The sequence below is a fragment of the Burkholderia sp. Ac-20353 genome (assembly GCF_017104785.1).
GTDB lineage: Bacteria > Pseudomonadota > Gammaproteobacteria > Burkholderiales > Burkholderiaceae > Burkholderia.
Genome location: NZ_JAAGPL010000044.1, coordinates 1 through 13209, shown reverse-complemented (window position 1 = coordinate 13209; position 13209 = coordinate 1). Strand labels below are relative to the sequence as shown.

The window sequence follows — 13209 nt, the reverse complement described above, 5'->3', positions numbered from 1 at the left end:
TTCTAGTGCATCGGCTGCGTCTCTTCAGGGCGCGCATGCACGATGTGCGGGCGGTGTGCGGTGGATCATGCACTGCATCATCGCGAACAGGCCGCATGGGGCAAATCAGCGTTTTCCATCCCTTGCGTCCTGAATTGCGGCGCACCATGATGATTGCGTAGGGTTCGATGTCGCGATAGGGAGGTTTCATGGCTAGCTACAACAAGATTCTGCTGTGCTACGACGGCACGCTCGAGGGACGCAAGGCGTTGCGTTGCGGTGCCAATCTCGCGCTGGACCTGAAGGCCGAGACGCATCTGCTGTCGGTCGTCGACATGCGTTCGAGCATTGCGCAAAGCGCGGGCTTGCTGACCGATGTCGCGTGCGGCCGCTTCGAGGAAACCGCGCGCGAAATCCTGCAGGAAGGCGTCGACTGGCTGCGCGAACGGGGCTTGCAGGCCGAAGGCCATTTCGCGTTCGGCTACCCGATCGACGAGATCGCGAATCTCGCGTCGGAGCTGAAAGTCGACCTGATCGTGGTCGGCCACCGCTGCCGCAGCGGGCTGTCGAGATGGTGGATGGGGTCGGGCAATACGCAACTGCTCGATCGCGTGAATTGCAGCATCCTCGTGGCCTGCTCGTCGGCCGAGGAACAGAAGGCCGAAATCGCCCGCGAACGCGAGGCTGCCGCGGCGACCAAATGACCGTCTGACCGTCTGACCGTCTGACCGTCTGACCGTCTGACCGTCTGACCGGCGCCGGCTTCACGCCGCGCGCCGGATGCGGCCGGCAGCGGCTTGCTGCCGGCTCAGCCGTGCAGATCGATCGCGGCCAGCTTCCACGAAAACAGGCCTTCTCTGTGGAAGATCGCCGCGTAGCGCGCGCCGTCGACGTTACGCTGGTAAGTCACGACAAACTCGTCGATATTCCGATATCCGGCACTCGTTGGCCGTCGCTCTGGCGGATTTGCTTGCGCGTGGTCGGTCGCCGCAGATGATGGGGCGGCCGGCGCGCTGCCAGCAGGCGGAGTTGCAGCACTGGAAGCACTGGCAGCCTGCGTGCCGGAGGCGCTGCCCGACGGTCGTGCTGTCCATTCAGGCGGACGCTCGCCGGGATTGCCGCGAGGCGGAATGCCGCTCATCAGCGCAGCGACGCCTTCGGGCGTCGCATACGCGTCAACCAGCGGCCCGATCAACGCAGAGCCGATCAACGCCCCGATTACCGCGAACGGATTGTTGTCGTGCCGCTTTGCGTCGATCCGGCGCATCAACTCGTCGGTGACCTGCTGTTTGAGACTGATGCGCAGCGCCGGAAAATCGACATATTCGCTGACCGCTTGCGCGTCGCGTGCGTCGATCGCCGCTTTCAGGCGACCGAGCGCGACGTACGGTGACGCATATCCGTAGCCGATCGCCGCCAGCACGGCGGCCACCAGCGCGACGATCAACAGGGGCTTGAGCCGCTTCGAGCGGCCCGCTGCGTGATTCACGGTGCCTCCGGTGCGGGAATGATCCGCAATCAGAGACCACCGTGCGCGGCCGAATGTTCCTCCGCAATGCAGCGATCGATCATCCGACAGACCGCATCGATCGTGCCGACCATGATCAGCCGCGACCGGCCGTGATAGACGCGCACCGGCGCACGACGCGCGGGTTCGGCGTGATTCAGGCCGGCGTTCAGCGACACCCGCGCGAACGCGGGCAGTGCCGACGGCAGCAGCGACGCCTGCTGTTCGGCTGCGACTTCTGGACCGACGGGCGCCGCGGACAGCGGCGCGCATGGCGTGCGGCCGCGCAGGTGACGCAGACGGCCGAATTGACGGAAAGGCAGCAGGCGGGCAAGGCGTTCCATGGTGTTCTCCTGAGCGAGACGGATTGTCAGAATTCGCCCGAGCGGATCAGCCCGACGGCGATGCCTTCCAGCGCGAATTCCGCGCTGCCGGCCTTGACGAAGATGTTTTCGTAATCAGGGTTCTCCGCGATCAGCTCGAGGCCGCCGGGGCGGCGCTTCAGGCGCTTGACCGTGACGTCGTCGCCGAGGCGGGCGACGATGATCTGGCCGTCCTTCGCTTCCGTGCGCTTCTGCACCGCGAGGAGGTCGCCGTCGAGGATGCCCGCGTCGCGCATCGACAGCCCGCGGACCTTCAGCAGGTAATCGGGCTTGCTGGAGAACAGCGCGGGATCGCACGCGAAATGCTGCGAGATGTGCTCCTGCGCGAGGATCGGGCTGCCTGCCGCGACCCGGCCGACGAGCGGCAGCGACAACTGCATCAGGCCCGCATGCGGCAGCGTGAACTGGTGCGGCGCGTCGTCGCCGCCGAGCAGGCGGATGCCGCGCGACGCGCCGGCCGCCAGCTCGATCACGCCTTTGCGCGCAAGCGCGCGGAGATGCTCTTCGGCCGCATTCGGCGAGCTGAAGCCCAGCTCGGCCGCGATCTCGGCACGGGTGGGCGGATAGCCGGAGCGCTCGATCGCGCGGCGGATCAAGTCGAACACTTGCTGCTGACGGGCGGTGAGTTTGGTCATGGCAGAACTGTATGGATAGACAGTGAGCTGTATTTTTATACAGTACTTCGCGAATTTCAAGTGTTACGTGAGGTTCGTCGCAATCACGTCGATTCCGGCGCGATCGCGCGACGTCCGGACGCCGGTTCGTTCGCTGCAACCGTCGATTCCGTCTGCGTTAGCACTTTTCAATATTAAAAAATGAGGAACGATTATTTTTAATAATGTAAGCCGTTCGCTAGACTGGCCCGCAGATCGCAAGACCGACAACATGACGGACAACACGGGAGAAGCACGGATGGTGAAGCGCAACACGGGGCTGGTGAGCGGGGTACGCCGCTTGATCACGACATTCGCGCTGGGCGCGGCCGCAGTGCTCGGCGTCGCGGCGCACGCCCACGCCGATACGACGTTCCTGAATGTGTCGTACGACCCGACACGCGAGCTGTACCAGGATTTCAACCAGGCGTTCGGCAAGGAGTGGAAGGCGAAGACGGGCGAGACCGTCAACTTCAAGCAGTCGCATGGCGGATCGGGCGCGCAGGCGCGCTCGGTGCTCGACGGGCTGCAGGCGGACGTCGTCACGCTCGCGCTCGCGTACGACATCGACGCGCTCGCGAACAAGGGGCTCGTCAACAAGGACTGGCAGAAGCGCCTGCCGGACAACGCGTCGCCGTACGCGTCGACGATCGTGTTCCTGGTGCGCAAGGGCAACCCGAAAGGCATCAAGGACTGGGACGACCTGACGAAGACGGGCGTGTCGATCGTCACGCCGAACCCGAAGACATCGGGCGGCGCGCGCTGGAACTACCTGGCCGCATGGGCGTACGCGGTGCACAAGCCGGGCGGCAACGAGCAGAGCGCGAAGGACTTCATCACGAAGCTCTACAGGAATGCGGGCGTGCTCGATTCCGGCGCGCGCGGCGCGACGACGAGCTTCGTGCAACGCGGCATCGGCGACGTGCTGATCGCGTGGGAGAACGAGGCGTTCCTGTCGTTGAAGGAATTCGGCCCCGACAAGTTCGAGATCGTCGTGCCGTCGGTGAGCATCCTCGCGGAGCCGCCGGTCGCGGTGGTCGACAAGGTGGTCGACAAGAAGGGCACGCGCAAGCTCGCCGACGCGTACCTGAATTTCCTGTACAGCCCGCAGGGCCAGGAGATCGCCGCGCGCAACTACTACCGGCCGCGTTCGAAGAACGTGCCGGCGGAGCTGACGAAGCAGTTCCCGAAACTGAAGCTGTACACGGTCGACGACACGTTCGGCGGCTGGACGAATGCGCAGAAGACGCATTTCGCGGACGGCGGCGTGTTCGACTCGATCTACAAACCGCAGTAACCACCTGACGACAGCAGACATAACGACAGCGGCGCGCCACATCGAGCGCGCCGCACTCCCGGCGGTCCGTCGGCGCGTTTCCGGGCGCCGGCGTTCGCGCCGGACCCTTGTGATTCGACCCAGCAAGAGCATCCGATGACGACGTACACCTTTCGCAAGCCGAGCGCGCTGCCCGGCTTCGGCGTGACGCTCGGCATCACGGTGGCGTATTTGAGCCTCGTGGTGCTGATCCCGCTCGCCGCCACGTTCCTGAAAACCGCGACGCTGTCGTGGGACCAGTTCATCGCGGCCGTCGCGTCACCGCGCGTGCTCGCGTCTTACCGGCTGACGTTTTCGGCCGCGCTCGGCGGCGCGCTGATCAACGCCGTGTTCGGCTTTCTCGTCGCGTGGGTGCTCGTGCGCTACACGTTCCCGTTCAAACGCGTGGTCGACGCGATCGTCGACCTGCCGTTCGCGTTGCCGACGTCGGTCGCCGGCATCTCGCTCGCGGCCGTCTACGCGACCAACGGCTGGATCGGCCAGTACCTCGCGCCGTACGGCATCAAGATTGCGTTCACGCCGTTCGGCGTGCTGGTCGCGCTGACCTTCATCGGCCTGCCGTTCGTCGTGCGCACCGTGCAGCCGGTGCTCGAGGATTTCGAGCGCGAACAGGAAGAGGCCGCCGCGTGCCTCGGCGCGTCGCGCTGGCTGACGTTCCGCCGCGTCGTGCTGCCGGCCGTGCTGCCGGCGCTGCTGACCGGCTTTGCGCTTGCGTTCGCGCGCGCGCTCGGCGAATACGGCTCGGTGATCTTCATCGCCGGCAACGTGCCGATGAAGTCCGAGATCACGTCGCTGCTGATCATCACGAAGCTCGAGCAGTACGACTACGCGGGCGCGACCGCGCTCGCGGTCGTGATGCTGGTCGTGTCGTTCCTGATGCTGCTTCTGATCAACACGCTGCAGTGGTATCTGCAGCGTCGCACGAGCCGCGGCGCAAGCGCTCCCGCGCCTGCTACTGCCGCCACCGTCACTGCAGGAGGCCGGCCATGAGCGAGGAGACCACCGCCGTGCTGAAAAACCCGTCCGCCGCGGCGCGTGAGCGCGCCGCCCGACAGATCGATCCCGTCAGCGAGCCGCGCGCGGTGCGCTGGCTGCTCACCGGCATCGCGCTCGTGTTCCTCGGGCTGTTCCTCGTCGTGCCGCTCGCCGCGGTGTTCGCCGAGGCGCTGCACAAGGGCGTCGGCTTCTATGTCGAGTCGCTCGCCGATCCGGATGCATGGTCGGCGATCAAGCTGACGCTGACCGTCGCGGTGATCGCGGTGCCGCTCAACCTCGTGTTCGGCGTGTGCGCATCGTGGGCGATCGCGAAGTTCGAATTTCGCGGCAAGGCGCTGCTGACGACGCTGATCGACCTGCCGTTCTCCGTGTCGCCGGTGATCTCGGGCCTCGTCTACGTGCTGCTGTTCGGCGCGCAGGGCTGGCTCGGGCCGTGGCTGCAGGCGCACGACGTGCAGATCATCTTTGCGGTGCCCGGCATCGTGCTCGCGACGATCTTCGTCACGTTCCCGTTCGTCGCGCGTGAACTGATCCCGCTGATGCAGGCGCAGGGCAGCGACGAGGAGGAGGCCGCGCGCGTGCTCGGCGCGTCCGGCTGGCAGATCTTCCGCCGCGTGACGCTGCCGAACGTGAAGTGGGGGCTGCTGTACGGCGTGATCCTGTGCAATGCGCGCGCGATGGGCGAGTTCGGCGCGGTGTCGGTCGTGTCCGGCCACATCCGCGGGCAGACCGACACGATGCCGCTGCACGTCGAGATCCTGTACAACGAATACAACTTCGCGGCCGCGTTTGCCGTCGCATCGGTGCTGGCCTTGCTCGCGCTCGTCACGCTCGCGCTGAAGCTCCTCGCGGAGCGCCACCTCGCGGCCGATCTCGCCGGCGCGCGCGATGCCGCTGCCGCGCCTGCCGGCCCCGCCGTCACTTCGTCGAATTCGTAAAGAGGCAACCAGAATGGGCATCACCGTACGTCATCTTCAGAAGCGCTTCGGCGATTTCACGGCACTCGACAGCGTGTCGCTCGATTTTCCGGCGGGCGAGCTCGTTGCGCTGCTCGGGCCGTCCGGCTGCGGCAAGACCACGCTGCTGCGCGTGATCGCGGGCCTCGAGCACGCGGACGCGGGGCAGGTCGTGCTGCAGGGGCAGGACGTCGCGTCGGTCGGCGCGCGCGACCGTCAGGTCGGCTTCGTGTTCCAGCATTACGCGCTGTTCCGCCACATGACCGTGTTCGAGAACGTCGCGTTCGGGTTGCGCGTGAAGCCGCGCCGCGAGCGGCCGTCGGAAGCCGTGATCCGCGACAAGGTGCACGAGCTGCTGCAGCTCGTGCAACTCGACTGGCTCGCGCAGCGCTATCCTTCCGAGCTGTCGGGCGGGCAGCGGCAGCGCATCGCGCTCGCCCGCGCGCTCGCGGTCGAGCCGAAGGTGCTGCTGCTCGACGAGCCGTTCGGCGCGCTCGACGCTAAGGTCCGCAAGGAACTGCGCGGCTGGCTGCGGCGCCTGCACGACGATCTGCACATCTCGACGATCTTCGTCACGCACGACCAGGAGGAAGCGCTCGAGGTCGCGGACCGGATCGTCGTGCTGAACCGCGGCCGCGTCGAGCAGGTCGGCAGCCCGCAGGACGTCTATGATCATCCGCAAAGCGCGTTCGTCTACGAATTCCTCGGCGCGGCGAACCGGCTGCCGGGCACGGTCGCCAACCGCGGCTTCGTCGCCGAAGGCGCGGCCGCGCCGATCGCGGTCGATGCCGATTTCGCGGGGCCGGCGAATGCGTACGTGCGTCCGCACGACCTGCAGCTCCGGCCGGCAGGTGAAGGGCAGCGGGACGGCATCGCAGTCGACGTGCGCCGCGTCGTGCCGCTTGGCGGCTCGGTGCGCGTCGAGCTCGAGGCACGGGCCGGCGGCGCGCTCGAGGCGGAACTCGATCGCGACGCATGGCGCGCGCTCGCGCTGCAGGTCGGCGATCGCGCGACGGCTGTGCCGCGCGCAGTGCGCGTGTTTCCGGCGCGCTGAGGCCGGCGCAACGCGTGGCAAAACGCATCGCGCAACGCACCCCGAAGCACCCCGAAACACGGCAGGCAACTGATTCACCAAACAACCAGATAAAAGACAGCCCAAGAGGCATACCCATGAACTTTCAGCAACTGCGCTTCGTGCGCGAGGCCGTGCGCCAGAACATGAACCTGACCGAGGTCGCGAACGTGCTGTACACGTCGCAGTCGGGCGTGTCGAAGCAGATCAAGGACCTGGAGGACGAGCTCGGCGTCGACATCTTCATCCGGCGCGGCAAGCGGCTGACCGGACTCACCGAGCCCGGCAAGGCCGTGCACCAGCTGATTGAGCGGATGCTGCTCGATGCGGAGAACCTGCGCCGCGTCGCGCGCCAGTTCGCGGACCAGGACAGCGGCCACCTCGTCGTCGCGACGACCCACACGCAGGCGCGCTACGCGCTGCCGAAGGTGATCCGCCAGTTCAAGGAGGTGTTCCCGAAGGTGCATCTCGCGCTGCGCCAGGGCAGCCCGCAGCAGATCGCGCAGATGATCCTGAACGGCGAGGCCGATCTCGGCATCTCGACCGAGGCGCTCGACCGCTATTCCGACATCGTCACGTTCCCGTGCTACTCGTGGCATCACACGGTGGTCGTGCCGAACGGGCACCCGCTCGTCGGCCGCGAGAACCTGTCGCTCGACGACATCGCCGAATATCCGATCATCACCTACGACCAGGACTTCACGGGCCGCTCGCACATCGACCAGGCATTCGCGCAGGCGGGCGCGGTGCCGGACGTCGTGCTGACCGCGATCGACGCCGACGTGATCAAGACCTACGTCGAACTCGGGATGGGGATCGGCGTCGTCGCGGCGATGGCGTACGATCCGCAGCGCGACACGGGCCTCGTCGCGCTCGATACGCAGCACCTGTTCGAGGCGAGCACGACGCGGGTCGGTCTGCGCAAGGGTGCGTTCCTGCGCGCGTATGCATACCGGCTGATCGAGATGTTCGCACCGCACCTGAACGAGGCGGAGATCGCCGGCCAACTGCGCGAAGCCGTCTGACGACGCCGCGCGTATATCGCTCGCCGTCGCGCGCCGCGCCCGGATGTGGCGCGGCAGGCGTCCCGGCCGGATCCGGCATCGCCCGCGTGACAGTGCGCAACAGTCAGCAGCCGGGTACGACGAGCGACACGCGCGCGGCTCGCGCGGTGCCTTTCCCCGCGGGCTCCGAATAAACCCTTAAATATTGATCAGACAGGTTGCGCGTGCGCGAGAAACGGTCCAGCATAGCCGTCACTCCGCCGGCGACCTGCCGGCGGTGGCGTGTGAACGCCTGGCGCGTGCGGCAGCCGGCCGTCTGCCCCGCATCTCTTTCCGTGGTACCGACAGCATCGATGGCCATTGGGCGGGACGTGTAGCGCAAACGTTTGCTCGCAATAAAACAACAATTGGCCCCACCGGGCCAGTCGCCAGGAGATGTGTATGAATGTCACCTTTCGCCGTCGCTTCCTGAGCGCCGCACTCGCGGCCGTCGCATTGGCCGTCGCGCCGGTCGTCCATGCCGAGACAGCCGGCAAGCCGAAGGTCGCGCTCGTGATGAAGTCGCTCGCGAACGAGTTCTTCCTGACGATGGAAACCGGCGCGAAGGAATACCAGAAGCACAATGCGAGTCAGTTCGACCTGGTCACCAACGGGATCAAGGACGAGACCGACACCGCGAGCCAGATCCGCATCGTCGAGCAGATGATCGTATCGAAGGTCGACGCGATCGTGCTCGCGCCCGCCGATTCGAAGGCGCTCGTGCCGGTCGTGAAGAAGGCGGTCGACGCGGGCATCATCGTCGTCAATATCGACAACCGGCTCGATCCGGACGTGGTGAAGTCGAAGAACCTGAACGTGCCGTTCGTCGGCCCCGACAACCGCAAGGGCGCGCGCAAGGTCGGCGACTTCCTCGCGAAGAAGCTGAAGGCCGGCGACCAGGTCGGGGTTGTCGAGGGCGTGTCGACGACGACCAACGCGCAGCAGCGCACGGCCGGCTTCCAGGATGCGATGAAGGCGGGCGGGATGAAGGTCGTGTCGGTACAGTCGGGCGAATGGGAGATCGACAAGGGCAACGCGGTCGCCTCCGCGATGCTCAACGAATACCCGAACCTGAAGGCACTGCTGTGCGGCAACGACAACATGGCGATCGGCGCGGTGTCCGCGGTGCGCGCGGCCGGCAAGCAGGGCAAGGTGTCGGTGGTCGGCTACGACAACATCAACGCGATCAAGCCGATGCTGAGGGACGGCCGCGTGCTCGCGACCGCCGACCAGTACGCGGCGAAGCAGGCCGTGTTCGGCATCGACACCGCGCTCAAGGCGATTGCCGAGCACCGCAAGCAGTCCGACATGTCCGGCGTGGTCGAGACGCCGGTGGACCTCGTGACCCGGTAACGCGTGCCCGGTTGCGGCCGCCGCCCTCAAGAAAGCGGCGCGGCGGCCGTTATCCGGGGTGAGCGCGATCACGGCCCCAGCGTGCCACTTGTGAGCGTCAATCCCGCGCGCCCCGGCCGCGTGCGGCCGCAACCAGGATCGCGATGGAACCGACCTTCGAACCTTCCCGTTCAGCCGTCCCCGTGCTGACCGTCTCCGGCATCGGCAAGACCTATGCCGAGCCGGTGCTCGCGGACGTCTCGCTGACGCTGGCAGCCGGCGAGGCGCTTGCGCTGACGGGCGAGAACGGCGCCGGCAAGAGCACGCTGTCGAAGATCGTCGGCGGGCTCGTCGCGCCGACGGCCGGCACGCTGCAGCTCGACGGCCGCGCGTATGCGCCCGCGAGCCGCAAGGACGCCGAAGCGCTCGGCGTGCGGATGGTGATGCAGGAGCTGAACCTGCTGCCGACGCTGTCGGTTGCCGAGAACCTGTTCCTGAACCGCTTGCCGCGCCGCTTCGGCATCATCGACCGGCAGCGGCTGCGCGACGACGCGCGCGCCGCGATGGCGCAGGTCGGGCTCGACGACGTCGATCCGGACACGCCGGTCGGCGCGCTCGGGATCGGCCACCAGCAGATGGTCGAGATCGCGCGCAACCTGATCGGCGACTGCCGCGTGCTGATCCTCGACGAGCCGACCGCGATGCTGACCGCGCGCGAGGTCGAGCTGCTGTTCGCGCAGGTCGACCGGCTGAAGGCGCGCGGCGTCGCAATCGTCTATATCTCGCACCGGCTCGAGGAGCTCGCGCGCGTGGCTGAACGGGTGGCCGTGCTGCGCGACGGGCGGCTCGTGCATCACGGCGACATGGCCGCGACGACGACCGAGCGCCTCGTCACGCTGATGGTCGGCCGCGAGGTCGGCGAACACATCGACCTCGGCGCGCGCCACTTCGGCGCGCCGCGGCTCGTCGTGTCGGGGATGACGCGCGAGCCGGCCGTGCGCGACGTGTCGCTCGAGGTGCGCGCGGGCGAGATCTTCGGCATCTCGGGCCTGATTGGCGCGGGCCGGACCGAGCTGCTGAGGCTGATCTACGGCGCCGATACGCCGGACGCCGGGATGATCGCGGTCGGCGAGCCGCTCGAGCCGGCCGTGATCCGCTCGCCGGTCGACGCGGTGAAGCACGGGATCGCGCTGATCACCGAGGACCGCAAGGGCGAGGGCCTGCTGCTGTCGCAGTCGGTCACCGCGAACCTGTCGCTCGGCCAGCTCGACCGGTTTGCGCGCGCGGGCATCGTCGACGGCGCACGCGAGGCGGCGCTCGCCGAGCGGCAGATCGACGCGCTGCGCATCCGCACCCACGGCGCGTCGCAGCCGGTCGGCGAGCTGTCGGGCGGCAACCAGCAGAAGGTCGTGATCGGCCGCTGGCTCGCGCGCGACATGGGCGTGCTGCTGTTCGACGAGCCGACGCGCGGAATCGATGTCGGCGCGAAGTTCGAGATCTACACTCTGATGGGAGCGCTCGCGCGCGAGGGCCGCGCGCTCGTCGTCGTGTCGAGCGACCTGCGCGAGCTGATGCTGATCTGCGACCGGATCGGCGTGATGTCGGCCGGCCGCATGACCGCCGTGTTCGAGCGCGGCAACTGGACCCAGGACGCGCTGCTGGCTGCCGCGTTCGCAGGCTTCGGCCGCGACGAGGCCGCGCGCGATCCCGCTGCGTGGCAGGTGCCGCGCACGGAGCCCGGCGCTTCGACGACAGGACGACCGCAATGACCCGAACCCCCGTTACCCCGACCGACGCAGCTTCGCAGCCCGCGAGCGGGCGCCGTGCGCGCACGCTGTCCGGCACGCGGCTCGGCGTGTCGAACTACCTCGGGCTCGCCGGCGCGCTCGCCGCGATGATCGCGCTGTTCTCGTCGCTGAGTTCGCATTTCCTGAGCTACGACACGTTCAGCACGATCGCAAACCAGATTCCCGATCTCGTCGTGATGTCGGTCGGGATGACCTTCGTGCTGATCATCGCGGGGATCGACCTGTCGGTCGGCTCGGTGCTTGCGCTGGCCGCATCGGTGGTCAGCGTCGCCGCGCTCAAGTGGCAGTGGGGGCCGCTGCCCGCCGCGCTGCTCGGGATCGCGGCCGCGGCCGTGACGGGCACGCTGACGGGCGCGGTGACGGTCGGCTGGCGGATTCCGTCGTTCATCGTGTCGCTCGGCGTGCTCGAAGCCGCGCGCGGGCTCGCATACCAGCTGACGAATTCGCGCACCGCGTACATCGGCGATGCGTTCGACTTCCTGTCGAACCCGATCGCGGTCGGGATTTCGCCGGCGTTCGTGATCGCCGTGCTGGTGATGGTCGTCGCGCAGTTCGTGCTGACGCGCACCGTGTTCGGCCGCTATTTAGTCGGGATCGGCACGAACGAGGAAGCGGTCCGGCTGGCCGGGGTAAACCCGCGCCCGTATAAAATCCTCGTGTTCGCGCTGATGGGCGCGCTCGCGGGGCTCGCGTCGCTGTTCCAGATCTCGCGGCTCGAGGCGGCAGATCCGAACGCCGGCATCGGGCTCGAGCTCCAGGTGATCGCGGCGGTCGTGATCGGCGGCACGAGCCTGATGGGTGGCCGCGGGTCGGTGATCAGCACGTTCTTCGGCGTGTTGATCATCTCCGTGCTGGCCGCGGGGCTCGCGCAGATCGGTGCGAACGAGCCGACGAAGCGGATCATCACCGGAGCGGTGATCGTGGTGGCGGTCGTGCTGGACACGTATCGCAGCCGGCGCGCACGCGCCCGGTAAAAACAACAGAGCAGACCAGAGAGAAACGGGAAATGGCGACGATCAAGGATGTGGCGGCCATGGCGGGCGTGTCGTTTACGACCGTGTCGCACGTGGTGAACAACTCGCGGCCGGTGTCCGCGGACGTGCGAGCGAAGGTCGAAGGGGCGATTCGCGAGCTGCACTACGTGCCGTCGGCCGTCGCGCGCTCGCTGAAGGCGCGCGCGACGGCGACCATCGGGCTCGTCGTGCCGAACAGCACGAATCCGTACTTTGCCGAGCTCGCGCGCGGGATCGAGGATCAATGCGCGGCGAACGGCTATTGCGTGTTCTTCTGCAATTCGGACGACGACCCCGTCAAGCAGCGCAACTACCTGCGCGTGCTGCAGGAAAAGCGCATCGACGGGCTGATCGTCGCGTCGGCCGGCGAGGACGCGGTGCTCGCGCAGACGCTCGCCGACATCTACGCGCCGCTCGTCGTCGTCGACCGCAACATCGAGGGGCTCGCGGCCGACCTCGTGCAGATCGACCACGAGCGCGGCGCCTATCTTGCGACCCGCCACCTGCTCGAGCTCGGCCACGCGAAGATCGGCTGCATCACGGGGCCGACCGACACGGCCGTCAGCGCAATGCGCGTGCACGGCTTCATCCGCGCGATGGCCGAGCGCGGCATCGACATCGTGCCGGGCGCGATCGCGGAAAGCGATTTCTCGTGCCTCGGCGGTTATCACGCGGCGTCGCGGCTGTTCGAATCGGTACGGCCGAGCGCGATCTTCGCAGGTAACGACCTGATGGGCGTCGGCGCGCTGCGCGCGGCGGCCGAGCGCGGGCTGCGCGTGCCCGACGACTGCTCGATCATCGGTTTCGACGACATCGAATTCTCCCGCTACACGTATCCGGCGCTGTCGACGGTCGGACAGTCGGTGCGCGCGCTCGGCGAGATGGCCGCGCAGACGCTGATCGAGCGGATCGGCGGCGGCTCGTCGGCCGCGCCGAGCCGCAGGCGCGTCGTGTCGCCGCGTCTCGTGCTGCGCGAATCGACCGCCGTGTATCGCGAGCCGCCACCGGCCGGCGGCCGCGCATGACGGCGCGCATTGAGACACGAGCCACGGGCGCCGGCCGCGTGGCCGTTGTCGGTAGCCTCAACATGGACCTCGTCGTGCGCGCGCCGCGGCTGCCGCTGCCGGGCGG

At 67.7% G+C, this 13209-nt stretch carries 13 protein-coding genes and 1 pseudogene; 11 read left to right on the top strand and 3 right to left on the bottom strand.

Annotation, left to right across the window (positions count from 1 at the left end; genetic code table 11):
• Nucleotides 1-188: 188 nt before the first annotated feature.
• A complete protein-coding gene (locus tag G3N94_RS15450) occupies nucleotides 189-683 on the top strand; it encodes a universal stress protein (RefSeq protein WP_205793374.1) in 495 nt (164 codons plus the stop codon).
• Nucleotides 684-787: 104 nt separating this feature from the next.
• On the opposite strand, the gene G3N94_RS15445 is transcribed toward G3N94_RS15450, so the two are convergent.
• From G3N94_RS15445 to lexA, 3 genes are read right to left on the bottom strand one after another with little or no spacing between them, the layout of a single operon-like run.
• On the bottom strand, nucleotides 788-1468 hold the full coding sequence (locus tag G3N94_RS15445) for a DUF2939 domain-containing protein (RefSeq protein WP_205793372.1): 681 nt from the start codon (nucleotides 1466-1468) through the stop codon (nucleotides 788-790).
• Between the two features lie 29 nt (nucleotides 1469-1497).
• Nucleotides 1498-1830 (bottom strand): hypothetical protein, encoded by a 333-nt coding sequence (locus G3N94_RS15440; RefSeq protein WP_205793370.1) that lies wholly within the window; start codon nucleotides 1828-1830, stop codon nucleotides 1498-1500.
• A gap of 26 nt (nucleotides 1831-1856) precedes the next feature.
• On the bottom strand, nucleotides 1857-2504 hold the full coding sequence (gene lexA, locus G3N94_RS15435) for a transcriptional repressor LexA (protein ID WP_124597904.1): 648 nt from the start codon (nucleotides 2502-2504) through the stop codon (nucleotides 1857-1859).
• 277 nt (nucleotides 2505-2781) lie between these two features.
• Here lexA and G3N94_RS15430 point away from each other — a divergent pair, with 277 nt between their 5' ends.
• From G3N94_RS15430 to G3N94_RS15385, 10 genes and pseudogenes are all read left to right on the top strand, one after another.
• Nucleotides 2782-3819 (top strand): sulfate ABC transporter substrate-binding protein, encoded by a 1038-nt coding sequence (locus tag G3N94_RS15430; protein ID WP_205793433.1) that lies wholly within the window; start codon nucleotides 2782-2784, stop codon nucleotides 3817-3819.
• A gap of 135 nt (nucleotides 3820-3954) precedes the next feature.
• On the top strand, nucleotides 3955-4848 hold the full coding sequence (gene cysT, locus G3N94_RS15425; RefSeq protein ID WP_205793369.1) for a sulfate ABC transporter permease subunit CysT: 894 nt from the start codon (nucleotides 3955-3957) through the stop codon (nucleotides 4846-4848).
• Nucleotides 4845-5792, top strand: coding sequence for a sulfate ABC transporter permease subunit CysW (gene cysW / locus G3N94_RS15420; RefSeq protein ID WP_205793367.1), 948 nt, complete (start codon nucleotides 4845-4847; stop codon nucleotides 5790-5792). Before cysT ends, cysW begins: the two co-directional genes overlap by 4 nt.
• Nucleotides 5793-5805: 13 nt before the next feature.
• Nucleotides 5806-6864: a sulfate ABC transporter ATP-binding protein gene (locus G3N94_RS15415; RefSeq protein ID WP_205793365.1), complete on the top strand. Its 1059-nt coding sequence runs from the start codon at nucleotides 5806-5808 to the stop codon at nucleotides 6862-6864.
• 116 nt (nucleotides 6865-6980) lie between these two features.
• Nucleotides 6981-7907: a CysB family HTH-type transcriptional regulator gene (locus G3N94_RS15410; RefSeq protein ID WP_124597909.1), complete on the top strand. Its 927-nt coding sequence runs from the start codon at nucleotides 6981-6983 to the stop codon at nucleotides 7905-7907.
• A gap of 420 nt (nucleotides 7908-8327) precedes the next feature.
• Nucleotides 8328-9278 (top strand): sugar ABC transporter substrate-binding protein, encoded by a 951-nt coding sequence (locus G3N94_RS15405; RefSeq protein WP_205793364.1) that lies wholly within the window; start codon nucleotides 8328-8330, stop codon nucleotides 9276-9278.
• A gap of 143 nt (nucleotides 9279-9421) precedes the next feature.
• Entirely contained in the window at nucleotides 9422-11026 is a 1605-nt protein-coding gene (locus tag G3N94_RS15400; protein ID WP_205793363.1) for a sugar ABC transporter ATP-binding protein, read from the top strand.
• A complete protein-coding gene (locus tag G3N94_RS15395; RefSeq protein WP_205793362.1) occupies nucleotides 11023-12039 on the top strand; it encodes an ABC transporter permease in 1017 nt (338 codons plus the stop codon). The genes G3N94_RS15400 and G3N94_RS15395 overlap by 4 nt, the downstream gene beginning before the upstream one ends.
• Before the next feature lie 32 nt (nucleotides 12040-12071).
• A complete protein-coding gene (locus G3N94_RS15390) occupies nucleotides 12072-13103 on the top strand; it encodes a LacI family DNA-binding transcriptional regulator (RefSeq protein ID WP_205793361.1) in 1032 nt (343 codons plus the stop codon).
• A pseudogene (locus tag G3N94_RS15385) lies at nucleotides 13100-13209 on the top strand (ribokinase); the annotation flags it as partial. The gene G3N94_RS15390 and the pseudogene G3N94_RS15385, both read left to right, overlap by 4 nt.